Raw genomic sequence first — 24999 nt, 5'->3', positions numbered from 1 at the left:
GGCTGGGTAGCGGATTGCTCTCTCTTCATCTGCTACCCGCGTCGCTCAAGCAAATTGAATTAACTGCAATGTCGATATCATCATCCGACAAGAACGGCGCTTGGGCATATATGATCGCTGGCTCGCCACTGAGTCTTGCCGCAAGGTGACCGAGCCCTAAGAGCTGTTCTGCCCCCTTCACTCCAAGTGCGATCTCGGATGTTCCAACGCTCGCAACTTTCAGGATCAATCTGTTGCCGAGGTTGTCACGTAGTTGCATTGGCATGACGTTCGCGTCGGGTCTTTGCGCTGCAAAAATCAGGTGCATGCCTGCGGCGCGCGCCTTCACGCCTAGCCGCGATATGTTGGATGTCACCGCGATCTTGTAATCTTCCGTCAGCATCCACTCCGCAAACTCGTCATGGACCAAGAAGACATATGGCAGCCGCTCAGCAGTCCCGACTTTGGAATTGAATGCTCTGATGTCTCGAGCACCCTTGGACCGGAACAGCTCGTAGCGGCGCTCCATCTCTGTGACGAGGTCCTCCATAACCTCAACCGCTCGCGTTTGGTCGACAATCACCCCTCCCTGCAGATGCGGCAATCTCTCGATTGCCGCGTAGTCCACGCCCATCTTCGGATCGATAAGGTGGATGTGCGCGAGATCACTGGAGTTGGTCGCAGCGATGTCGAGGAGCAAGGCCTGGATCAGGACGGATTTCCCCGACCCCGTTGCGCCCGCGACAAGCGTGTGGGGTTCATGCTGTTGGCCGCCGGCGAATGGGCCACCAAGGTTCAGATAGAGGATATCGCCGTCAAGTTCCTTCAGGCCGAGCACGAACGACGTGTTCACTCCCGCGGCATTGCGATTAATCTTCCGTCGGCCCCAAACATCCCAAAGAGAAACGACCTGTCGCTGCGGACGCGCTACTCCAACAACGATCTCGCCCGGCAATGGCGAAATCGAGATTAGCCTAAGCCCATGCGTCGTCAGAAGGGATGATTGTTTCGCTTCGATGTCTTCAACGCGCAGACGATCCGACCCCAAGAAACGGATGAGTGCCGCATTTGGGGTCAGGCGCATCCCGACGATCTTGGCTTGAAGATTGTAGCCGAGCAGTGCGGCGCGCAACTTTTGTGCGGTGCTGTCCAGCCATTCACGTTCATCCGCCGAGTTTTCGCGTGCTTTCTGCGCGCGAGCTTCGATTAGGGCAGCAAAGCCGACGTCAACGCCGGCGCTGGAAAACTCGTCCAACGTCGGAGCAGACGTTTCGCCGCTCGGCGACGCTGGAGCCCCCGGTTGCGTGTTTGGCAAAGACCATACTGAAATGGCCGATTGGTCTTCGCCGTTGATTTGGGTCGAGACTGGGGCGGGGGCGATTTCCCCCTTCGACAGACCGCTAGCGCCGCTCACGGCGACTGAATCATTACCGTTTGTGCCGGATTCTACGGCCTCAATAACCTTTCCGCCTTCGGGATCGCCCTCGTCGTCATCCTGATCATAGTCATGGCTGATGAGCTCATCCATTCCCGCAATCGGATGCTCTTCTTTGATGGCCTTCGTCCAATCAACCCGCGGGGCCGGATGACGATAGCTGACCGATTTCCATGTCTGCTTTTCGCCAAGCTGGGCCCGCAGTTCGGTTAGGCTTTGTTTGGCCTCGTAAGCCTTGATCAGTTTGCGAAGCCCCTTGCGCGTAAAAATTTCCTGAAGGCCCATCTGGATTTCCGGCAATTCATCTTGTTCTCCCGGCGAACTGCCGTCAGTCGCCGGGCCGGAAACGAAAATGTGCGAGTAACCGCGCAAATCGATCGGTACAGCACCGCGGCGAATGCCGTCTCGAACGCGTTCGAGAAGGTTTGCCTGGCCCAACGCTGCTGTACCGTCCAGCAGCAAATCGGAGATTCGGGAAAGCCAGAGGTCGCGATCGAGGCGTCCGGGATCGCCAAACAGAGCGTCATCGATACGGGCAACGGTCTGTCGCAATTGGCTGCGTGACTTGCGGCTCGCCTCCGCTAAACCGGATTGGTCGACGTATTTCGCTTCGGTCACGATCGCCCTGAGCTTCGGAAGACCATCCTCGCCTGTCGAGAGACTGATGCCAAGGATGTCGGCGATGCCTTCTTCTTTTTGCCCAAGCCATTCCGCGTAATCATCGAGGAGGAACCAGGCAACGGCTGCGCGTTGACCAAGCTCCTCTTCGACAAGCGCCCGGCTCAGCACCAAACCGATCAATTCGCCGGCCGAGACGCCCCGTTTGGCTGCCCGCAGAACGATATCGCCCGAAATGGCATTGGCGTCTTCGATCATTCGTCGCGCGAGACCTGCAAGGCGGTCGTCGTCAAGACCCAAGGAAAGTTCCGCAAGCCGCCGCTTGACCAGCACGCGAAGCATTCGCAGCTCCGATGTCGACGACACGACCATGTTGCGGCCGTGCGTACGTTGGCGACGATACCGGATCACGTTGATCCCTTGGGCAGCAAGTTGCCGCTTGTCGAGAAGATCGTCATAGGTGGCGACCCACTCCGCCAGTTTATGCACCTCATCGAACATTCCCTTCAGGCCGCCATCCTGGAACGAGATTTGGCGGGCTGGCAGATAGTGCTCGTCTGGACCATGCGACTGGCGCCGAACAACGTTCGCGACGGCGTCGATATACGCCCAACCAGCATCTGGCTGGCGCGGGCACGTCAGGTAGCTCGTCGCCTTGAGTTCGTCTTCGGCGGTGACCCGCCGGTACGACCAGCGGGCCGGTACGTGCTCCAGCAAGGAAGGATTATCCCGCAAAGCCGGAACCGGAAACCACTGTTCACGCGCCTGACGGGACACAACGTCGTGCAGGAACGCTACGTCTATCTCGCGTGCTCCGCCCGACTTTGATCCGCCCGCGACGTCGAGCATGACGCCGATACGCAGCTTCGACATGAAATTCCGCGATGTCTCGCTGACCACGACCGCATCGGGATCATTTTCCGATCGTTCAAGCAGCTCGGTGTAGACTCCAGACAAGCGAGCCCGGTCGCGATGGCGGACCAGCACATTGCAATGGACTTCTTCCTGGTCCTGCACCGAACTTAGCGCGCTCACGGTTGCGAGCGGCAACCCAGCCGCATCGCAATTGTAGAGCATGATGCTGAGGTTCGACCGCTCATGCGGCTGCAGGTCGAGATAGCGTTCGAGCAGCGCGCGGATCTGTCTTGCGGCCTCGGACGGATCGACATCTGTGGTCGCCTCAGACGGATCTCGGACCGGCCGCTCGACCAGACTGTAGTCGTTGACCGTGCTTGTTTCCGTGAGCAGGACAGGTTCGCTACCATCGTAGCCGACGGCCACTTCAGGGTAGAGCGGATGGCTGAGTTCGTCGCGGAGATCGCTGAAAAACAGACGCGAGTCGCCGAAGTTCACATCGACATCCGACAAGAGATAGTCGGCCAAGCCTGCCACCGATCGCATTTTAGCCGCGACGCCAGCCAGGCGCAGTGGATGCCAAGGTGCGACAATGGCTGACGGCGCGCTCCCCAATACTTCGATCGTCCCGATCCGCAGCACCGGCTCCCAGATGTCGCGGCGGTTGAGATCACCTATGGCACTCTTGGCCAAACTGTTCAGCAGCCCGCCGTAAGCGTCAGCCTGCGCGATGAGGGTGGCAGACGCGTACCCGGACGACTGCAGTGATGTAAGTGCGTCGGTATACAAGGCGACGAATTGCTTCCACGCCGCAGCAATGTCATCAGCGCCCGCCGGTGTGATCCGGCCGGCGTCCCTTGCCTCCTTCAGGAGTTTTGGGAACTGCTTCGCAAGGTCGAGGCCGGTGCTGGTGCGTGGGATAAGCGTTCCCGCATCCTGCCCGAAGGCTGGTTGCAGCGTTCCCGTATCGCTCAGCGACACCGACTGGAGGGCGCCCTTTCGACTAACCGCGAGACGCGCAACGCTGCTGCGTCCAAACGGGCGCTTGATGAGACGGCCGAGATCTTTCGGCAGTTCCAGACCGATGGCTGCCGGCTGACCGGTCCAAACGAGCTGAACGGTTGCCCGCTCCCGTCCGGCTGTTAGCGCCACATCGAATTTGATCTGCAAGGCACTTCGTGCCGTCGATTCATTTCGCCGGTACTTTTTTTGACGTGCTTTCGCCCGATCGAGCACTTCTTCGTAGCTAAAGAGATGCGGCACGTCCCATTCGACGGCTGCGCCGAGAAGCGCGGGCAACCCTCTGTAGCGCAGCCCGAAATACAGGCCAACGTCAGCATTGAGGTCGAGCCATTGGTTACGCGATCGCCTGGCCGACTTAATGCTCAGTTTACGGGACCCGCCTCCGAGGTTCACCTGTCCAAAGAGACGTTCAATGACTCGCAACAAGCCTTCGAGGAAATCGGTGCATTCGATCGGGCGACCGAAGACGAAGCGCTCCCACTTGACCCTGAGAGCCTTGTCTTGCCCGAGATCATCCCTGTGGGCCTCGAAGAATTCGCGATCGTCCTCACGCGTCTCCTTCAGCGATCGGCCCTTCAGAACGCGGAGGTATTCGTTGTCGGCTGGACTCACTCGGTCGGGAAACGTGAACTCGAAGAAATTGATTGTCTCTTGCGCGAGCGAGGTTTTCTTCAGCTTTATTCCGGAAAACAGCTGAAGAACGCTCTCAGCCTCCCATTCGAAGAGGCTGAGCGCTTCTGCTCCTGGGCCCCAGCCCGGCGCGGCCTCAATGAATGCATCGATGGCAGGATGGACCTCCGCCGGGATATCGTCCCGCACCTCGGCGAACTGCTCTCTCAACTCTTCATTTTCGATAAGCTGGCGATTGGGGCGCTGCTTAACCATCAAGGGTTTGCGCTCAACGACGAGCTTTTCGAACAGCTTTTTCCACCGACGCGGGACTTCGCGATCGCGTTCGCCAAGCCCCAGAAAGTAACCGCTGTCGCGCGGCAGGCGCAACGCCGGCAATGCCCATCCGAGGGCATCGGTGACCGGTACCGCATCGGTTTCGATACGCGTTCGGGTCATGGCGACATAGGTTGCAATCTGGTGGAGCGTCCAGTCATCGGCCGCAGTCAGCCCCTTCAACGCAGCCATCCAGGTCGCGATCTGGCTCGCGCTCAGACCAAGGCCGACGGCGGCGGCCTCGACCCAAGGTCCCGGCTCTTCCGTCAGCTGTTTCGCGCCGATCAGGGTCACATCCCCGAGGGAGGCGCCTTGGTCTTCGTCCGTGTTGGCAAAAAGAAGTGCCGGACGGTTATAGTCGGCGTGCCGGATCGCCACCATCCGCTCGTCCGTCATCACGCTGTCCGGTAGTCCGAAGGGTGAAACCAGGCTACGCGGCAACGCAATGTTCAGAAGCTCGGTGGCTTTCGCATCGGTGAGCAAGGCATGGGTGATCGCAGCAACCTGCTCGCCGGTCAGACGATCGAGAAGATATCGCGCCATGCCATCTTCCGGCGAGAGCGCGTCAAGACGCAAACGGATCGATGTCGCGCCGGCGGCGCCAATGAGATCTGAGGGGTTCACTCGGCTCTCGCTCTCTGGAATGGGTTTTCGACGTAGGCGCAGCTGTCGGATAGGCGTCTGAGGAGACCGAGGCTTGCCAATCGCTCTTCAAGGCGATGCGCATTGTCTGAAAAGTCTTCCTGATCTGCGGTCCCGGCATCGACAAATGATCGTGCCTGAGCATCCCCAATGACGATCCCGTACCGATGATGTAAGCGCGCCAGGAAGTCTTTGAATTCGAGCCTGTTATCCACGCACGCGACGACGAGGGTCTTCAGCAACCGATCGGTCGGTGCGTAGCGCACGCGCCGGCTCGATCGACGTGACGACAATCCGATTGCCCGCGACCATGTCGCATGAATTTTGCCAACGTGCTGTTTATGACGGGTGGTGGCCTTCCTGAGCAGCTCGTCAAGCAGTTGCTTCGGATCACCGACAGTCTCGTCTTCGTCCCCGTCTGGCCATCCGAACTCGCGCTGCATCAGGTCACTGGCCCTCAAGACGGGTTCGTCAGATGCAACGGCGGCCATCCAGGCCGGCGTCTCGGCTATGCGCATGACAAAGCGCTCGATCGCCAGTTGCGGCAGCATGTTGTTGTGTTGATAGGAGTCGGCCGAGAGATCCCGCACAACGGACTTTCTTGCCGAGACGATTTCGCAAACAAGTTCGACAGGAGAACGGTCAAGCAGCTCTCTAGCCCGATCGAGTTGATAAAGAAGCAGATTGAGGCCGGCAGTGGTTACAAGGTGCGGAATAGCGTCATGGCCCGGAATGGGCAGCTTCAGGATCGAAAGCCAATCTTCGGCCATCCGATCGAAAACAAGATGCTGCGAACACGGCAGATAAGCGCCCCCACGTTCTGCCTTGGCGAGCTGGACATCCCCCTGGAGCGCGCGCGCCATTGCATCATAGGTCGCCGGTTGATCCAGAAAACGGGAGGTCAGTAAGACGCGAAGCTCGTCAGCGTGCTTGCTCCTGCTTAACATGAGGTAGAGGATTTCGCCGGTGCGGGCGAAAAACCGGCGATCGTTCGAGACGCTGCCATTCGGCTTGACGTTGACGTCTTCGAACAGAGAATGCGGCCCAAACGGGAAGACGAATTTGGAGCTCCACCGCTTGTTGCTCGACCCTTCGATTGCTGAGCCTTGAAGGAAGCTCAAGACGGCCGCAAAATCGTCGAAAGTTTCAAAGCGATCGCGTAGATACCTGAAATCAGGCTTGTCGATGCCGCCTGCGGTTTCCGCCATCTTATCGAGCCAAAGTGACCATGCCGCGTCGTCTGACCCTGCTTCCGCGCGAACAGTCATCACATGGGGATTGTTGAACACGAGGTTGCGCAGGCGCAGCTGAAGCTGCGGCTTATACGAGAGGCTGTTATAGGTTTCCTCGCTCAGTGCCCGGCCTTCGCGGTGCTCCGACAGGAGCACCGTCAGGAACTCGAGGAATGTCAGCCACGGTGACTGCTCGTCATGAAGGCGGTGTCCCCAGATCGCTTCGTCGATCCAATAAGCAGGCCCGGTGCGTTCTTCAAACTGGGTGGGGCGATCAAGAAATTCCATTATCATACTCGCACAATCACGCGTCGCGGCTGAGCGCGGCCATCGGAATTGATATCGATAAACCGCAGAACAAGTTCTCCGTCTGCCGTCACGTCGTCGCCATCGAGCTTGCGGCGGTTTTCGGTCTCTCGCAGCAGCCTCGCTTTGAAGGCGAGTAGGTCTTCGTGGCACTCAAGCGAAAAACTACTGGGCAGGGCACCTTCGGCGACGCGCCCGAGAAACTCGAACCTGGTCGGCGACAATGCCAGGAACACCGGAGGAATTTCGCCACCGCGCACGAGCTTGACCGAAACTCCGAAGTTTCGGCCGGCTTTGTCCGGAACAATGCTGACCTCTTCGCCGCTCGCACGAGGCACGGAGATGATTTCGTCGAGCAGCGGACTGCGCTTCGACTGCGAAAAGCTGCCAGACGTCGCAAGCACAAGCTCATCCTGGTTCTGAACCAACATCCCTGTGAAGATACGATTCAGTCCGCGAACGATCATACTAAGCGCCTGCCGGGGAGCCGCTTGTCCGGCAGAGATTTTCTGTGCTGTTTCGAGGTACAGGCCCGCATAACGGAACACGCTGAGGTCCCACAGATCGTACTCGTCGATCTTGGAGTCCGGCATCGTAAAGAACAGGCGCTGCCGTTGGGCGCGAAGCGCTACAAGGAACGCAGTGCGTTCATTGGGATCCGCGCCCTCGAGGTAAGTGCGTTGAGCACTGGTGAATGCGGCCGTCGCTCCGTACACAGAATCCGAGACGACAAGTTCATCGTAGTCGACCTTATAGGCCGGATCGTCAGCGCCATAAACGAGCAGATTATCAACCCGGTTGCTCGTCTCCGCGCCGATGCCGAATGCATTGAGCTTCCGAAAAAGCTCCGTCTTCTCCGCCCTGCTCGGCTTCAGATTCTCACCAAAAATATTGCGGTAGATGCTTGCTAAATCGAGGTGGCCGGCATCCTGCAGTGCAGGGACGTCGGCGCATGTCATCAATCCGTCCCGGGCGTCGGGATGACCGAGGAGACTGTTGGCGATCAACGCCAGGAGCTGACGCACCGGAAAATGGCTTCCGTTGCGCTCGCTGAGTTCAATGACCGCGGCTAGTCGCTTTTTGAAGGGATCCATTTGGCCGACGCCCATGAGCCTTCGGCGATTTTCGAAGATGGGACAGATAGAGTCGTCGCTGCGCGCGGAGCAGCCGTCGCATCCCTGCCAACCTTCGTGCTCGGTTATCGCCTCGATGATCGCCGTTATCATCTGAGCCGCCGGAGATCGGCTGAGGTCTCTGAGCTCAAGACGAATTCCGCCGTCGTTGGTCATGCCCGTAACCAATAGGTCTTCGACAACCCGGCTCGCCCGCTCGATTTCAGGCGTCTTCGGCGCGGATTTGAGTTTCTCGAGCAGCTGCCCGTGATTGGCTGCAAGGAGGTAGGATGTTGCGGCAGCCGGGTCAGCGATGTCGGCTGAGAATTCAGCGATCAGCGATGCACTTTCGTCATCGCGGAGTTCGCTCAAATCTTTGACGACCACGAGGGAGTGGCTGTCGCCAAGGTCCAGACGCTGAACCTTGGCGCCTTGGCTCCAGAGGTTCACGTCGCCCCCGAGCTCGATCCAGACCTCCCGGCAATGATATGTTTTTCCATCACCGGCCGTCCCGGTGATGATGTACGAGACTGGCGAAGGGCCGCGAAAGTTTTCAACGAGCTCGTCGCGAAGTGGCGCGGGAAGCGCAATCGGCCGGATCTTATGCCGCCGGAGCGCGCGCTGTATCGTCTCGTCATACATATTGTCATTTGTAGGGATCGGCCCGTAGTTTCTAAGAAAACGAACCCACGCATGAACCGAAGGTGTATCTGACAAGCCCCGCCTCCAAAATCTCTTCCAATTTAAGTCAGAGAATTGATTCGCCTATAGTTGATAGAGAACTACTTACCCAAACCAGCCATTTGTATCTTCCGTGGTTTTCCGACGCACCTTTGAAATTTTTCGCGAGCTTTGTGAAAATGACCTCAGCGGAAAAACACATCGACGAGTGGGCTGCCCGATCTCCTTGCCCCTCTAGGTCTCCTGCTTAATCAAAGAAGATCTATCGAAGCCCCCCCCAATCGTGCGGTGCTTCCCGAAAGGACGGCTCGATGTTCTTCTCCGATGACGAGGTCAATCTGTTTCACAAGTCGGGGAGGAACGCCCCTCATTTTGATATAGAGTTGAAACCGATGGGTCCCGAGCGACCATTCTCCTGTTTGAAAGCCCGTTTGAGCTGTCGGTGACAGTTCCAGCAACAGCGCTTCCTTACTCCCGGGCAAAACAGCGAATTCAGCGGGATGTTGTGGCTCATAGCGCCTCTCGCCGTCAGGGCCGACTATCTTCATCACCAACCACTCGACGATTGCCACTCCCAAGCCGCCATTGACGATCGTCACCGGAACTTTCAGCTCGAAGGAGCGAACACTTGCCTGTTTTGGCTGATGTAGCTCCACGATATCCCAGAGGACCTCGCAATTTGCCGCGAGCTTCTGCTCGATCGCTTGTGGGTAGGACGCCGCGACCCACTGCAACAGCATTCCGTCAAATTGCTCTCGCGTGTGTTCTCGGCCGTAGATCGCGCCATCCGTGACTTTGCTGGCAAGCAAATCTACGATGTCCGCGCGAACGGCATATGGAACGCCCGGAACACCTTTCTCCGTGAGGTACGCGTCAAGCCTATTGCTCGCCTGCTCCATGAGGGCCAGAGTATCGAGAGCCCTAGGCGTCGGGACGCGCACGTTGTGAAACGGCTGGTCGTCGATAACACTCTGAGCTATCGGTCCGGCAAGTAGAATCTCGTAGTCGTCCGCGTCCTTCGAATCCGCCAAGTCCTTGCACCAACCCTCAACCTCGCCCCTACCCATCTGGTTTTTCGAGGACTTGACCTGTTGCGCGCGTGTGCGACCGACGTGACGCCAGAGGATATCTACCTTGTCATTACTGGAGTCCGGCTCAATAATTACTGACTGCCAGTCGTTGTGCTTGCGGTCTAATGCCTCGAGAACCGCAAGCAAGGTTTGAATGGCAAAGCCCCGTATTGCCTCACGTCCGCCCATGGACAGCCCCGATCCGATCAGCAAAAAAAATAGGGTGCATTATTCCTCGCTTTCGTCGAAGAAATCCAAGGCGATGCCACCCCAAGTCTGACGGAACTCCATCATCAATGACCTCATCTTCGCGGTATTCGCTTCGTCCTCCATCCGCCCCCAAGCAGCCAGAAGCAGCAGGAGCTGCTGAAGGCGCGGATCGTCGCTCGCCGCGTGAGCTTCGCCCTCTTCCGGCATATCCGAGAAAAGCTGTGAATGAACGGGATGGCCGGTATTTAGCGTGATCATTATCAAGCCGCCGGTTGCGTTAACATCGAAGAAGCTCGTTCCCCCAAGATCGGCATGTCGGAAGCGGTATTTAAGTGCCTTGGCGACATACTGGACGGCGATCTGATCGGCCACCGCCTTGTCGATCCCATCCGTTTCCAACTGCGCACTGATAGCTTTGGTCCGTTCCTCTGTCGGTTCGCTTTCCTGCTTATCACTCTGGCCGGTGTTACCGCGGAGGGCACGGCGCTTAGCGACCGATTCCGTCGCAACGATTTCAGCGGGCGACCCAATGACTTCAGCCTCGCTCTCGGCCTTCTCGACCTCCTTCATCTGGCGGATCGTCCTGCGCATTTTTCGCAAGAGCTTTTCGATTTCCGCGCTGATGAGATACATCGGCATGCGCGGGTCCTCGTCTATTTCGAGGAGGTTTTGGTATTGCTCGGCCGTCATGCCCTCCGCCGCCGCGTCCTCTTTTAGATATCGAGGCACAAAACCTGTCGCAGCCTGCTTATTGTTGGTGACCCCGAAGACATCATCGAGCGCGGGTTCGAAGTCTACTTCGATACCCCACCAACGTTCTCGGGGATCATAATTATTTTCGAAACTGCGGTTTAGCTCAAGCTCGCGGCCTGCGCGTACAACCGATATGCCGAGATTCTTGCGCGCATGCTTACCGATCGGCTTATCACCGCCACCGATCCGAACCTCGGGTTGGCAAATCGATGCCGTTAATTTGACCGGGTGCTCTTCACCGCGAAATCCAACATGAATCGTGAACGGCTCCGAAAACAACTCAAACGCGGGCTTTTGATCATATGGCGCGGGGCTGCTACTTGGCGCCATGAGATACAGCGGGTCATTGGGCCGAACTTGGCTGTTATACCCCGGCTTCAGAACGGAGTTGGAAATCTCCTCATAGGACGCCAGTCGGATCTTGGTCTCACCACGCGAGATGAATTTCCTGTACACCCTACCAACGATGAATTCGGTGTGTTGGAGGAGTGTCTTGCTCTGCTTCCAGGAAACGCGGTCCAGATGGCTCCATACGACGAGCGTCCCGTGAGACTGCACACGGGACGCAATCATGCTGAGCCAGTCCGTCGGCAACGTATCGATGGTGGGCTCAGGGACTTGGGTCATCTCGCCTCGTTCAATGGCGCCGACATCCAGATAGCAATGCAGGATTTTTCCGTCACGCCAACTCCACACGTCCACGCGCTTGCACTGGGAAATGGACGAGTTCGGCAGACCCATCCCGAATTTGCCGATCCCCTTCTGTTTGCTCTTGGAGAGGTGCGTTCCGTTGCCGAATTGGAGAGCACGTCGCAACGTGTCCGCATCCATTCCAGCCGCATCGTCGAAGACACCGATCCTGGACAAGCGCGTTCGCCCGCCCTCGGTCGGTGGCTTGTCGACGCAGATAAGCTCTACCGTGGTGGTGCCGAAACTTTCCAGACCTGACTGGATCGAGTTGTCCACCAGTTCGGCGATGGCATGCGCGGTGTCTTTGTACCCCGATGATCTCATTGCTGAGATGGAAAGGTTTTGCGGTATCACATCGAAAGTCATTTTGTCGTCTCGCTCCAATGTGTCGTTGCCTTCACCAACTCCGGATATCCGGGTATCCCATCATCGACGATGATCAGTTTGAGCGTTCCCTGCGCCCCCGACCTTCCGCTCGCCAGTCGGCCGAAGGTCTCACTTAGCTTGGTGGCGGAGACAATCGGCGTTGAAATAACCACTGCAGTGACCTTGGGCACATCTTTGCCCGAGATGAGAACCTCATGGACACACAGGACCTGAGTTTCGTCTTGTAGCTGGTACCTTCGAATTTGTTGAAGCCGGGCGTCGGAGGGCATCTCGCTTGTGACGGTTATCGCGGTGCTGCCGTAAAACGAAAGGATGCCGCTGAAAGTCTTGGCCTGTTCTGCAGTCGAGGCAAAGAAAACCACGTTGCCGCCGGCTGCCACCTCACTGACAATGCAGTCGACGAGTTCAGCGTTCCTCGACATGTCTTGTGCGAGCCGATGGTGTTCTTCGGCAGTAACGTCAAATACACCCACTTTCGGCACTTCGTATGTCGATTTCGGCCGTAGAAGCTCGAGTTCGAGAGCATCAACCTCATTCGCCTCGAACAAGGCACGCACAGGAGAGCCATCCCCAATCGCAACACTCGTGCCGAAAAGCGTAAGAAATGCGGAGCGCCCGATGGCCTGAAGCCCCTCTTTGTCACTCGGACAGATCCCGACGACGCGCAACCCACCTACCCTGTCCATCGCGTGGAAGACGTCGGCGAATGGCGGAATGTCTAGCAGCGAGGCGTCGTGCAGAACAACGACCGAAGCGCGCCTTACAAACGGTGCCAGCTCCGGATCAACGACACTTACGCCAGCAACGAATTGCTCGACGTCGAAAACGAACATTCCATCCGCAACGTTCGACAAATCGGGAAGACGTTCCCGGCCGAAGGCGCGCGTCACCGTAACGGGCCTAGTCCCAATTTTCTCCCAAGCAGCGACAAGCTCCTCGAATGCGTCCTCGCATAGCTGCTCACCCGACGCGAACCAGAGAATTGTCTTGCCGTCGGCCTCGGCTCTGAACAGGTCGGCAGCCGTTACTGCCACCATCCTCAGTTTACCCGCGCCGTACGGCATATGGACCAGCACTTTCGCGTCCGGCACATTGAGGGCTTGCCGCAGCTGACGATACCCAGCCGTCTGGTGCGGCCTCAGCAGGTCGTTGGGCGCCGCCTGAAGGCTAGCTGTCACTGGCGATTCTGCAAAGCTCGTCGCCAGCGATAATGAAAAGTACGACAGGAACTTCTCAAGCTTTGCTGGATTGGTAACCGCACCCCGCAATGTCGGGATTGGATCGGCCGTCGGTAGCCGCAGGACCTGGCAGATTTCTACTGCCTCAGGAACAGTTAACCGTTCGATCACGGCTTCCCGGATTGCCGGGTCCATGAGGGCAGCCGCCTCACCGGACGTGTGGACCAAAAATTCAGCTAAGCCCGGTTGACTGACCGCTTGGGGTTTCAGCCGCCCTAGCAGCTCGACGGAGGACTTGCCCGCCAACTGCTTCAGCCGATCTAGCGGCACGCGAGCCAATATCTCGGTGATCTTCGGCGCCAAAACTAGTCCCCCGAGCCGTGTGCCGCCGGACAGCCCGGGTAGTCACAGTGCCTCCGCCGCGTCGGAAACATTCAGACGCGAATCGTCAGAAGGAATGAAGGATTCGAGTGTTTACTGCAACTGCTATTCAACCTCTTGGGGCATCAATGGTGAATATTATTTAGAAAAGGCATGCGTAGCGGCAGCTCGACCGTAGGAAGCGACCCCATACGCCGGCTTGCGGGACGGTGCAGGCAATCTGCTCGCCGGACTAGATCGGCGAACCTCTCCGCAATGTACGGGCGAGCCCGAAGACGCTCCTCCAGATGACTAGGTCCCCACACGTCGACCCAAATGCCTTTCTGTGCCAGTCCCTCGCAATAGTTGAATAGGTCGTTCGACCATCCTGGATGAGCGACAAGCAAAAAGCCATCGGCGTTATGGCGCTCGATCGTATCTCGCACATCCTGGACATCGCTTTTCCCGACGGTCTTTTTGCGCGACTTCACTTGGACGATGACTTTTCGTCTTCTGACGGCGGTTTCGTAATGCACATCTCCGCCAGGCAACCCCGGCGGCGTTACCCACTCCGCTATAAGATCTCGCCCTTGATCCCGTTCGAATGAGGGACCTGCCGCCCTCACCCACTCAAGGCCGGATTCCTCGGAGAGGATGGCATCAACCAATGCTTCGAACCGCGTCGGGTCGAGAGGTGTATTCCAAATCCACCGTACGCCGACGAGAAAGATCGCCGATTGTTCTGCATTCTGGCGTTCCCATTTGGCCTGAAGCTCATTGAACCGCGCCGCGTCGAATCGCCCGGCGAGCGCGACGATGGTACGCTGTCCGATTAGCACGCAGTGGGAGTCCACCGGGATGGTCATGACCTTGTGCGCATCTACCGAACCCTCAACCCGCCTTAGGATTTCCATTCCTTTGCGAATTGTCGGCTGCGGCTGATAGTAGGATGCCAACTCGTCAAGCGCATCTCGCGCATCGGGCTCAAGGCGCACGATCGACACCGAATTGTCCCCAGCGACGAGATATTCCCAGTTCGGGTTCTCTCTTGTGATCCAGATCCAATCACTTGAGCCCAGAACAAGGTCTTCGAGGCCCGCGATCCACTCTGGTTTCGGCTCTTCCCACCAACGAGGCTCGACAACGTCGGCAGGGCCGAAGTGAAACGCATCCCATAGTATATGCGCAATCCAGGCGGTGTGCGCTGCAAGGCGTGGCCCAACCAGCTTACTCTCTATCTTCTCCTAGAGCCGAGCTAACGGCTGGGTGAAAAACATGAACCGACTATAGATCTCGGGCGCGCCTACCATTCCGACATCGAGCCAAACTTCAGGCGACGACGCTCCTGTTGCTCTTAGTGCGGCCGCCCACATTAATCCGAAGATGTCGTGTATATCCGTTCGGCCGCCGCCGCCGTCCCAGGGAAACGAGCTAAGGCGGACCGCTCCATAGAAGATAACGCCGCTGGAATCGCCTCCTTTGATCAGACGAAAAGGGAAGTGGTCGTCGCCTGCACAGGGCTGTAAGGCGAACAATTTATCAATAGCCGCGGTGTTCATTGCAATCCCCTAGAGCGCACGTCTCCGATACGCGTGGTCAGCTACCAATATCGAAGAGATCTTATTTTGGACTGAGCAAAACGGCTCCGGAAGTGCTGGCGATACTTCGCGTGTAGCTTGGCCCGCTAAAGTACCCCCCATGCCCGAAACCTCCCCCTCCCCGTCATCTCCCGCAAGCCCAACTCATCGAAGATCCGCAGAGCCGCCCGCGGCGTGATGTCGAGTTCGGCGGCGATCATTCCGGTCGAAACCAGGGGCCTCGCCAGCACCAGCTCGATCAGACCGGGCAGTTTGGACGAGGCTCGCCTGCCCGTCAACCGCCGTTCCAGCATCTGCCGCGCCAGCAGCAGCCGGTCATGTTCCTTGAAGCCGAGCTCAATCCCGGCCATCAGGCCCTCGAGACTGGCGGTGAGCCGGGTTTCAAAATTGCGATGCCGCCGCCGTTCGACGCGGATAGTTTTCAGGCCGACATTGAAGGCCAGCAGATGTGCCTTCGTGGTCAGTCCGTTGCGCCGCAACAGGGATGACGCCAACAAACGACCCAGCCACGGCGCCCGCTGCAAAACTGCGAGCTCGTTCCAGGCATCGAGCGCCAAGAGTGCCTGCAACACCGGCGGCAGATCGCGGATCGAACGCAACACGGTTCGCCATTCCTCCAGCCGTTCCTCTTCATCCCAATCGGGGTCGCGGATCAGCGGGTCAATTTCCGGCTTCGGCAACCGCTGCGGCTGTCTCGCTTTGGCGAGAACTTCTTGGGACCGTGCCAGAACCGCGTCAATCGCATCGAGATTGATGCCGGGCAGATCGAGCCCGTCATCCCAACGATTTTTCCGCCCTTCCCCGTCCTGATCCCGCCGATTGACCGCCGCATCGTGCACCCCGGCGTTTTGGGGTTCTGCGAAGATGCCACCACCAGGAGATGGTGCAGGCCACGCCTGCCCACCAACCCGGAGACTGCGCAAGCCGTTCGGGCTCAGTGCCCAGTCCGGCGCCTGCGTGGCAATGCGCCGGCGGGTCTGCAACACGTCGCGGGCGATGGTGAGCTGGTGGCTTGGCGAGCGGATATCGGGGGCTGCTTCATGCAGTACGAGATCTTCCATCTCGACCAGTTCGCCGTCGAGCCACAGCGACGCGCAGGCATCGGCAAAATGCAAACGTTCGATCAGCCCTGTGCCGACCGGAGAACGGGCAAGACGCTCATCGAGACGCGCCAGCGGCTGCAGCAAGGTCTTCAGGGGCAAATCGTCTAGGTCATAACCCATTGAAAATATGATAAACAAATTCTCAAACGGACACCAGTTATTATTTACTGTCCGGCACTGCTGATGCTGTTAGGTTGGGCTCTAACACCCGATAAGTATAGGTTATCGATGGTGATTGATTTCGAGGCCCAAATCGGTGAAAGTCAGGGCAAAGCAGTGCCGCAGAACGCCGCTTTCAGCGCAATCAAGGAGTTTTGCCCGTGCCATCAGCCCAGGTTTCAGCCGTCGAACGCCGCGCCGAAAGGCTCGATACGATTGCCGCCCTACTGCCGATGGATCGCCGCGATATGCTGGCGGATCTTCTGACCGATCAGGACGTCGAAACACTGCGCCATCTGGTCAATGAAGGCATGGGCGAAAACACGCTGCGCGCGCTGACCTCGGATCTGGCCTATCTCGAAGCCTGGTCGCTGGCCGCAACCGGTAGCCCCCTGCCCTTCCCGGCGCCGGAAGCCCTGTTGCTGAAATTCGTCGCGCATCACTTGTGGCGGCCGCAGCAACGCGAGATCGAACCCGATCACGGCATGCCAGCCGATGTGGAAGCAGACTTGCGCCGACAACGCTTTTTGCGCGCGGCCGGACCGCATGCACCGGCCACCGTCCGTCGTCGGCTTGCCAACTGGTCGACGCTCACCCGCTGGCGCGGGGTGGAAGGATCGTTTTCCTCGCCTGCCGTTAAATCGGCCATCCGGCTTGCGGTGCGCGCCCTGAACCGGCCGCGAGCCGCAAGAGTGCCAATGCGATTACCGGCGATATTCTGGGCAAGCTGCTGGTAACCTGTTCCGGCGAGGATCTCACCGCTTTGCGGGACCGGGCTATCCTGATGGTAGCCTTTGCCTCGGGCGGGCGCAGGCGCAGCGAAGTCGCCGGCTTGCGCGTAGAACAGCTTGTCAAACAGCCCCCTGTCACCGATGAGGACGGTTCCCCCCTGCCCTCTCTCGGCGTCCATCTTGGTCGCACCAAAACCAGTGGTACCGATCAGGACGAAACCGTCTATCTGACCGGCCGACCCGTCGAAGCCCTCACCCGCTGGCTGGAAGCAGCCAGGATCGACAAGGGCAGTGTGTTTCGAAAAGTCGATCGCTGGGGCAATGTTGCGGCGCGAGCGCTCGAACCAAGCGCCATCAACCAGATTGTCAAACAGCGTGTGCAAATGGCAGGCCTCGACCCAAGTGAGTTTTCCGCCCACGGCTTGCGCTCCGGCTATCTCACCGAAGCGGCCAATCGTGGCATTCCGTTGCCTGAAGCCATGGAACAATCTCGCCATCGCTCCGTGCAGCAGGCGTCCGACTATTACAACGACGCAAAACGGCGCAGCGGGAGGGCGTCGCGGCTATTGTCGTGAGAACATGGCAGTGAACCGTGAAAGACGTTGAATTGGGGTAAATCATCGATTTACTTTACTTAATAAATGAACGCTGTTGGGATTTTATCCTGTCGTAACCCACAACATCTGCTGGCAGTGCAGCAATTGCTGATGTACAAAGCAGCATCGCAGTGTCGTGCTGCGTTGCAGGGGGCATGAAATGGGGCGACAATTCTCGACAACCAGCTTTGCTGGCACATCTTTTTCAACTCTACGACGCAGATTTTGGCTCTCTTCGGCCTACTTTCTGAAGTATTGGGATATTAAGACGCCCGCTAAGGTATGGATCTGTACCCTATCCTGCACGGCTGTGCTGCTTTGGTTTCCATCGATTCGACCCGCTCACGCTCAACAAATAACAACGACGTGGACGGGAAACGCTGGTAATGAATGGGACAATGCCGCAAATTGGTCTGGAAACATTCCAGGAAACGCGGACATCGCGTCAGTTGTCCAAGTGGTTGCGGGTGCTAATCAGCCAATTATAGGGACGGGCGTCACTGCACTGGTTGACAAACTTTACCTCGACCAAGGCAATATTCTGACGGTGAGTAATGGCGGCAGTCTGGTTGCCACGGACCTGATCAGCATTGGCCGACAGAACAGCATCTCATCTACAAGTTTTATGCGAGTAGTTTCAGGCGGCTCGGTAGAAACTGACCGGCTATTTATCGGCGACGGAATCAATGAAGGATCGGTTCTCGTCGACGGGACGGGCTCTACACTAACCGTCAACCTTTCAACAACAAGCAGCAGAATGGTTGTAGGAGCGTGGGGCGACGGCGAGCTTACTGTCGCAAATGGAGGTGTATTATCGGTAGGGGGCACAGGCCTCCTTGAACTGGGCTATGGCGACTCTGGATTGGCCGCCGGTGTATTGCGCATTGGTGATACCGGTTTAGCTGGTTCGGTAACGGCGCAGGAAATCCACTTCAATAAATCGAACTCTCAGATCATCGCTGATTTTACGGATAATTCTGTGCTTGGCGCTATGATTACAGGCACTGGGTCGGTCAAGAAGAGCGGCGTCGGCACGCTGATACTCGGCGGAGCCAACACGTATAGCGGTACCACCAATATTGATGGCGGTATATTGCGCGCCGGTTCCGTGAATACGTTTTCGACCAATAGCGCCCATGTAGTATTCGGCAGCGGTGTACTTGATCTCAATGATTTCAATCAAGGCATAGGTTCTCTCGCGGGAAGTGGAACCGTTGGTCTCGGTAGCGCAACTCTAACGACTGGGGCAGATAACTCAGATACGTCCTTTAGCGGCCTCATTCAGGGCACCGGTCAACTGATTAAAACCGGCACAGGCACGTTTACTCTGACTGGAAACAATATTCACACCGGCGGAACCGCAATTTCGGCGGGAACGCTCGTCGCCAAGCATGCAGACGGTAGCGGTGTCATCGATGCGCTGGGCACAGGCATGGTCACCCTCAACGGGGGCCGACTGCATTTTGCAGCAGGAGATTCCACGCTCAACAGCTATCTTGTTACCGGCGGTACAACGAGCACGATCAGTGCGGAGACGGGCACCGAACTATGGCTCAACGGCTCAGGTAGCCAGCGTTTTTACCTGCAAGGCGATTTGGTGATCGGTGCAGCTGATGGAGCTGGTACGGTGGTCATGGACGTTAAAGGCGCCCTGACAAGCTCTGATGCGACCATAACTGTTGCGTACGGACGCCTTGCTAACGGCAATGGCACATTGGGTAGTATCGTAGCTTCCGCATTTGCAACACGTGTGGCGTCAGGGGCAACGCTTGATCTATCTACATTCAGCAGCACAATTCGCAACTTGCAGGACACAACGCCCGGCAGTGGCGGAACGGTATCGTGGACGAGTAATCCTCTTTACGTATATGGCGGTAGTTTTTCGGGCCAATTCGAAAGTCTGCTGGGTGGTGAGCTCGTCAAGGATGGTGCTGATACGCTTCTCCTCAATGGTGACAACTACGCTTTCAGTGGCACGACGACAGTTGCAAATGGCAAACTAATCGTCGGCGATGTCAATAACAGCAGCGCTGCGCTCGGCGGCAATATCACCGTTTTATCCGGCGCCATCCTTGGCGGTTACGGCTCGGTCGGGGAGACCACAGTTCAGTCGGGCGGCATCCTGTCGCCCGGCAATTCCATCGGCATCCTGACCGTAGATGGCAATCTGACGCTTCAGCCTGGCTCTGCCCTTGAGGTCGAAATTGCGGCAAATGGCGCTTCAAATCGCCGTTCTGATATTGTGGGTGTCACCGGTATGGCCACAATATCTGGCAGTACGGTTTCCGTTACCGCCATCGATCCGCAAACCAGTTATCAAAGCGGCCAGAACTATACCATTTTGCACGCAGATAGCGGAATCAACGGGACGTTTGGAAGCGTAATCTCGAGATCTGCTTTTCTCGATCTGAGTGTCAACTATTCGGCAAATGATGTTCTTTTAGAGATCGCCGTCAAACAAGATCCCACAGGTCCGGAACCATCCAACCCGGGCACGACAGAACCCGAGACACCTGGCCCCGGAAAGCCCTCCCCTGCCCTCTTCACAACTGTGGCCCAGACCCGCAATCAGCTGGCAACCGCAGGCGGTCTGGATACCCTGGCGCAGACGGGTTCGTCACTGGCCTTGTACAATACCCTGTTGATGCTGTCGGCCGATGAGGCGCGTGCGGCCTTCGGCGGGCTTTCCGGCGAGGCGTATGCTTCCGCCACGGGCGTTATGATTGATGACAGCCGGTTTATCCGCAATGCAGCCCTTGGGCGCTTGCAGCAGGCGTTTGGCGGCGCTCCGGCAACGCCGATCAATGCGCTGTCCTATGCCGGAACGCAGAAGGATGTTTCGGCTTCTGCCTCCGCTATTGATGCCGTGGCCCCTGGCGGCATTGCTCCGACACACAATCTCTATACCGCCTGGGGCTATGCCTATGGCGCATGGACAAGACAGGACGAGAACGGCAATGCGGGCGCTGTAAAATCATCTGTTGGCGGTTTTGTCACCGGTATTGATGGTGCGGTCCTCGACACATGGCGTCTCGGCCTTCTGGCAGGCTACAGCCATTCCAGCTTCGATGTGGATGATCGCGCTTCATCGGGCAGCAGCGATAATTATACCCTCGGCGCCTATGCGGGAACCGAATGGACGCTCAACAATGGCCATGCCTTGGCGTTCCGGTCCGGACTTGCCTATACATGGCATGATGTCGACATGAACCGTTCTGTCGCCTTCCCCGGCTTTGCCGATAGTCTGGCCGGCGATTATGATGCCGGAAGTTTCCAGCTCTTTGGCGAACTTGGCTATAAGATTCACTATGGCAAAGCCCTGTTCGAGCCTTATGCGGGTCTTGCCTATGTTCGCCTGAAAACCGACGGATTTGATGAAAAGGGACAAACCGCAGCAGCTCTAACCGTTCAGTCCGGCACGACGGATACCAGCTTCTCAACACTCGGCCTCCGCGCATCGACAGAGTTTGTTCTGGGCAGCATCACGGCAACAGCACGAACCGATCTTGGCTGGCGACATGCCTATGGTGACATCACGCCGGTTTCCACCGCTAGCTTCATCGGCTCGGATGCCTTCACGGCCTTCGGTCTTCCGATCGCCGAAGATGCAGCTCTCATCGGAGCAGGGCTTGATTTCAAGCTGACCGACGATGCCACACTCGGCATCTCATATAACGGCCAGTTCGCATCCGGCTCCAAACAACACGGGTTCAACGCCAAGCTCAGTGTCGGTTTCTAACTTCTAAGTGAATGTGCAAATCTAAAAGTGCTGACGAACGGCAGGTTTGGGGCCCACAGCAGACGGTCTGTTTCCCCATAACGCCTGAGTTAACGATAAGCCAAGCCGTCATAAGGCCGTCGCAGTTAGAACGCTATTTTAGAACGTCATGTTGATTTCAATAGTTTCAAGATTTCCCGAAGAGACATACCCAGCCAAAAGCCAGAGAGGCGAACTGACATGGGTATAAACTGCCGCATCGCTGGACCCGACGACAAAAGCATCATTGCCGACTTGATCGCTGAGCTTCAGTCATTCCATCGTCTGCCAGCGCAATCCCGCGACGAAATCCTTGCGGATATCGATAACATGCCCACCAGTTTTGAGGTGTGGCTGGCAGAAGACGGGAATAAAATTGTTCTCGGCTTCGCTCTGGTAAGCCTTTATCCTGGACCGGGTATTGCGGCTGGTCTTTATCTTAAAGAGCTTTTTGTCACATCAGCTGCCCGAAAGGGCGGGGTTGGTCGCGCTCTTATGCAAGCCTTGGCCCAGTCAGCATTAGGAAGAGGTTTCCAGCGCATGGATTGGATGACAACCTACGACAACGTTAAGGCCCGCTCATTCTATGATCGTCTCGGATCTAAAGCGAATGAAGACAAAGTATTTTATCGCCTGGACGCTGATGGGCTGATGAACATCGCCAAGCAGAAGGAGCGTTCCGAATTCTGGCTAGAGTTCACAGTCGGTACTAGTCAAAAGAGCACGCTCTTGTCTGTTAATGACCACGGAACGGACGACAGTTATGAGGCCCGAAGCGCTCGGTCCGGTTTCAGAGTGATACTCGCTTCACAATTACGAACCTGACATGCAATCGTCATGTAAAGCAGATATGGGCGCAGAGTAATCCAGAACCGTTGACTGTATCAGTTTGCTTTCAGTCGTGTATTAAGCGGACTTCATTCTTAGCGCTGTGCTTTAGGATCGTGCGAATGAAACTTGTGACCGGAAACTCGAACCGTCCCCTTGCTGAAGCTGTCGCCGCCCACCTAAACCTTGAACTTACACATTGCACAGTTACGCGCTTTGCGGACCAGGAAGTGCACGTCCAACTTCATGACAATGTTCGGGGTGAAGACGTCTATATCATACAATCCACAAGTACGCCTGCAGACGGCCATCTTATGGAATTGCTGATTATGACTGATGCACTCCGCCGTTCATCCGCTCGGCGCATCACCGCCGTCATCCCGTATTTTGGATATGCTCGTCAGGACAGGCGCACTATCGGACGCACACCAATCTCGGCAAAACTGGTGGCGAACATGATCACCGGCGCTGGCGTCAACCGGGTTATAACCGTTGATCTTCATACCGATCAGATTCAGGGATTCTTCGATATACCGACTGATAATCTCTATTCAGCTCCGGTTATGACGCTGGATATCGAAGCACGTTTCAGGGCAAAAAGCGCGGTGGTCATCTCACCTGACGTTGGTGGCGTATCCCGGGCACGCGCCATTGCCAAACGCACTGGAACTGGCTCTGTTGCAAAAAATCGGCTGATCGCGGAAAGAACGCCGAATATTTTCAGCGAGGCTGTTCATGAGCGATTTCAAGTGGCGTCATTTTCAGAGAGAAATTATTCTTTGGGCTGTCCGCTGGTACTGCCGCTATGGGATCAGCTACCGGGATATTGAACAGATGATGGGTGAACGGGGCGTGCCTGTTGATCATTCCACGATCTATCGCTGGGTGCAGAAATATGCGCCAGAGATTGAAAAACGACTATGCTGGCATTGGCGTCGGCCGCAATCGACGAGTTGGCGTGTCGATGAAACCTATGTCAAAGTTCGCGGTAGATGGCCATACCTGTACCGGGCCGTCGACAAGTTCGGCAACACGATCGATTTCTATCTGTCGCCGACGCGCAATACCAAAGCAGCCAAGCGATTTCTCGGCAAGGCTTTGAATGGCTTGAAGGATTGGGAAAAGCCAACGGTCATCAATACCGATAAGGCGCCGACCTACGGGATCGCGATCTCGGAACTGAAGGTCGAAGGCAAATGCCCGGGAGAGCTTATACACCGGCAGGTCAAATATCTGAATAATGTCGTCGAGGCCGATCACGGCAAGCTCAAACAATTGATCAAGCCTGTGAGAGGATTCAAGACGCTGAAAACGGCGTACGCAACGACAAGGGATTCGAGGTGATGCGCGCCTTACGCAAGGGCCAAGCAGCGATTTTCAATCTCACTGGCGATGTCCGTGGAGAAGCTCGCATCGTTGAACGGGCTTTCGGCATAGGACCGAGCGCACTGACGGAGGCTGTAGCACTGCTCACTCAGAGTCTAGAGAATCGTCAAGCTGCTAGGTAACCGTCGTCCCGACCAACCGTCATTTTTGGCCAAAATCGAAATTTGCAACAGAGCCATATTTGCGGCATCACTGATGCTGGTAGTAGCAATGTATCTTATAGAGCAACTGGAACTCTTACCCATAATGGTTGATGCCTGAGCGCGGAACGTCAAGATCGTAAACGATGTAAACGATAGTATCGATAGGCTGGCGCTCATTGCCCGCACGGGATTGTACTTGATCAAGATGCCTAGCGAGAGCGATTAAATGCAGCTCAAGAGACATTATCGAGGAATGTCAGCGTCGGCACAAAGAACAGGCAACCAGTTACCGCGCGACTGAAATCGAGAATATGGTCGTATGTGCCAGGTGGATTCCCGACAAACATATTCTCCAGCATTTTCTCAATCCGAGATGGAGAGCGCGCGAAACCGATGAAGTAGGTGCCAAACTCACCTCTGCCGACTTCACCAAACGGCATATTGTCACGCAAGATTTGAAGCTGCTCCCCGTTTTCCTCGATATTCGTCAGGACGTTGTGGGCATACGGCTTCTTTTGTGACTCAAGCTGTTCGATATCGGAAAGCTTATGCCGGCCGATGATATTCTCCTGTTCCTCGACAGTGACCTTGTTCCATTTGTCCAGATCGTGCAGGTATTTTTGCGTGATGACGTAGCTGCCGCCGGCAAAATCCCGATCTTCCGCACCGATAATTGTCGCGGATAAGGCAGCTTGGTCGACAGGGTTCTCCGTGCCGTCAACGAAGCCGAGAAGGTCGCGATCATCGAAGAACTTGAAACCATGGACTTCATCGACAACTGACACGTGGCCCGAAAGCCGCTCCATGAGATGGCTTGCAAGTTCAAAACACTGATCCATGCTACTCGCACGGATATGAAAGAGAATATCGCCGGGCGTAGCTACTGCCATATGCACGCCTCGAATTTCGCGAAACGGATGCAGCTCCTTCGGTCTTGGTGCACCGAACAGACGGTCCCACGCTTCAGATCCGAACCCTGTTATGCAGGACAGCTGGCCATCCAGTCGGCGAAATCCAACACCGCGAACCAAACTGGAGATGTCCGCGCATAAATCACGCACGGCCACTTCAGCTTCTGATCCCCGGTTAATCATCACAATGAGAAAAATTGCCGCTTTCGTCAGTTTGCCGACAACTGACTGTGAAACGGGAAGCGAAGAAATACCGTCTGTGCTCATCGAGATTCCGTTCCGGCCTTTAAGTTTTAGCGTTTACTGAAACT

The 24999-nt window shown here is 56.8% G+C and carries 12 protein-coding genes and 3 pseudogenes; 5 read left to right on the top strand and 10 right to left on the bottom strand.

Going from position 1 to position 24999, the window contains the following annotated elements; genetic code table 11:
* Positions 1-25 precede the first annotated feature (25 nt).
* From FGI60_RS06320 to FGI60_RS06280, 9 genes are all read right to left on the bottom strand, one after another.
* Positions 26-5479: an FtsK/SpoIIIE domain-containing protein gene (locus tag FGI60_RS06320; protein ID WP_210238412.1), complete on the bottom strand. Its 5454-nt coding sequence runs from the start codon at positions 5477-5479 to the stop codon at positions 26-28.
* A complete protein-coding gene (locus FGI60_RS06315; RefSeq protein ID WP_138784415.1) occupies positions 5476-7017 on the bottom strand; it encodes a hypothetical protein in 1542 nt (513 codons plus the stop codon). The genes FGI60_RS06320 and FGI60_RS06315 overlap by 4 nt, the downstream gene beginning before the upstream one ends.
* A gap of 2 nt (positions 7018-7019) precedes the next feature.
* Entirely contained in the window at positions 7020-8864 is a 1845-nt protein-coding gene (locus FGI60_RS06310) for a hypothetical protein (RefSeq protein WP_210238411.1), read from the bottom strand.
* Between the two features lie 215 nt (positions 8865-9079).
* On the bottom strand, positions 9080-10087 hold the full coding sequence (locus FGI60_RS06305) for a hypothetical protein (protein ID WP_138784414.1): 1008 nt from the start codon (positions 10085-10087) through the stop codon (positions 9080-9082).
* Between the two features lie 39 nt (positions 10088-10126).
* Positions 10127-11917, bottom strand: a complete 1791-nt coding sequence (locus tag FGI60_RS06300) for an ATP-binding protein (RefSeq protein ID WP_138784413.1) — start codon at positions 11915-11917, stop codon at positions 10127-10129.
* Entirely contained in the window at positions 11914-13479 is a 1566-nt protein-coding gene (locus FGI60_RS06295) for a DEAD/DEAH box helicase (RefSeq protein WP_138784412.1), read from the bottom strand. The genes FGI60_RS06300 and FGI60_RS06295 overlap by 4 nt, the downstream gene beginning before the upstream one ends.
* 143 nt (positions 13480-13622) lie before the next feature.
* Complete coding sequence (locus tag FGI60_RS06290) at positions 13623-14480, bottom strand: restriction endonuclease (protein WP_138784411.1); 858 nt, start codon at positions 14478-14480, stop codon at positions 13623-13625.
* A 240-nt stretch (positions 14481-14720) separates the two neighbouring features.
* Positions 14721-15035, bottom strand: a complete 315-nt coding sequence (locus tag FGI60_RS06285; protein WP_138784410.1) for a hypothetical protein — start codon at positions 15033-15035, stop codon at positions 14721-14723.
* Between the two features lie 125 nt (positions 15036-15160).
* Positions 15161-16306, bottom strand: a complete 1146-nt coding sequence (locus tag FGI60_RS06280; RefSeq protein ID WP_138784641.1) for an RHE_PE00001 family protein — start codon at positions 16304-16306, stop codon at positions 15161-15163.
* A gap of 263 nt (positions 16307-16569) precedes the next feature.
* On the opposite strand from FGI60_RS06280, the pseudogene FGI60_RS06275 reads away from it, so the two are divergent.
* The 5 genes and pseudogenes from FGI60_RS06275 to FGI60_RS06255 all read left to right on the top strand — a co-directional run bounded on the left by FGI60_RS06275 (position 16570) and on the right by FGI60_RS06255 (position 23756).
* Positions 16570-17642 (top strand): annotated as a pseudogene (locus FGI60_RS06275) (site-specific integrase).
* Between the two features lie 181 nt (positions 17643-17823).
* The gene (locus tag FGI60_RS06270) at positions 17824-21402 is read left to right on the top strand and encodes an autotransporter domain-containing protein (RefSeq protein WP_138784409.1); all 3579 of its coding nucleotides are present in this window, start codon (positions 17824-17826) and stop codon (positions 21400-21402) included.
* A 219-nt stretch (positions 21403-21621) separates the two neighbouring features.
* Entirely contained in the window at positions 21622-22245 is a 624-nt protein-coding gene (locus FGI60_RS06265; RefSeq protein ID WP_138784408.1) for a GNAT family N-acetyltransferase, read from the top strand.
* 125 nt (positions 22246-22370) lie between these two features.
* A pseudogene (gene prs / locus FGI60_RS06260) lies at positions 22371-22910 on the top strand (ribose-phosphate diphosphokinase); the annotation flags it as partial.
* A 73-nt stretch (positions 22911-22983) separates the two neighbouring features.
* Positions 22984-23756 (top strand): annotated as a pseudogene (locus tag FGI60_RS06255) (IS6 family transposase).
* 254 nt (positions 23757-24010) lie between these two features.
* Here FGI60_RS06255 and FGI60_RS06250 read toward each other — a convergent pair.
* Positions 24011-24955, bottom strand: a complete 945-nt coding sequence (locus FGI60_RS06250) for a Dyp-type peroxidase (RefSeq protein WP_138784406.1) — start codon at positions 24953-24955, stop codon at positions 24011-24013.
* Positions 24956-24999: the final 44 nt, after the last annotated feature.

The sequence above is a fragment of the Brucella haematophila genome (genome assembly GCF_005938105.1).
In the GTDB taxonomy this organism is placed as follows: domain Bacteria; phylum Pseudomonadota; class Alphaproteobacteria; order Rhizobiales; family Rhizobiaceae; genus Brucella; species Brucella haematophila.
This window is presented reverse-complemented; position numbering and strand designations above follow the sequence as displayed.

Excerpts from the sequence above, each read along its gene's own strand:
- FGI60_RS06315 (WP_138784415.1), bottom strand. The coding sequence starts at position 7,017 with ATGGAATTTCTTGATCGCCCCACCCAGTTTGAAGAACGCACCGGGCCT.
- FGI60_RS06305 (WP_138784414.1), bottom strand. The coding sequence starts at position 10,087 with ATGGGCGGACGTGAGGCAATACGGGGCTTTGCCATTCAAACCTTGCTT.
- FGI60_RS06300 (WP_138784413.1), bottom strand. The coding sequence starts at position 11,917 with ATGACTTTCGATGTGATACCGCAAAACCTTTCCATCTCAGCAATGAGA.
- FGI60_RS06285 (WP_138784410.1), bottom strand. The coding sequence starts at position 15,035 with ATGAACACCGCGGCTATTGATAAATTGTTCGCCTTACAGCCCTGTGCA.
- FGI60_RS06270 (WP_138784409.1), top strand. The coding sequence starts at position 17,824 with ATGGGGCGACAATTCTCGACAACCAGCTTTGCTGGCACATCTTTTTCA.
- FGI60_RS06265 (WP_138784408.1), top strand. The coding sequence starts at position 21,622 with ATGGGTATAAACTGCCGCATCGCTGGACCCGACGACAAAAGCATCATT.
- FGI60_RS06250 (WP_138784406.1), bottom strand. The coding sequence starts at position 24,955 with ATGAGCACAGACGGTATTTCTTCGCTTCCCGTTTCACAGTCAGTTGTC.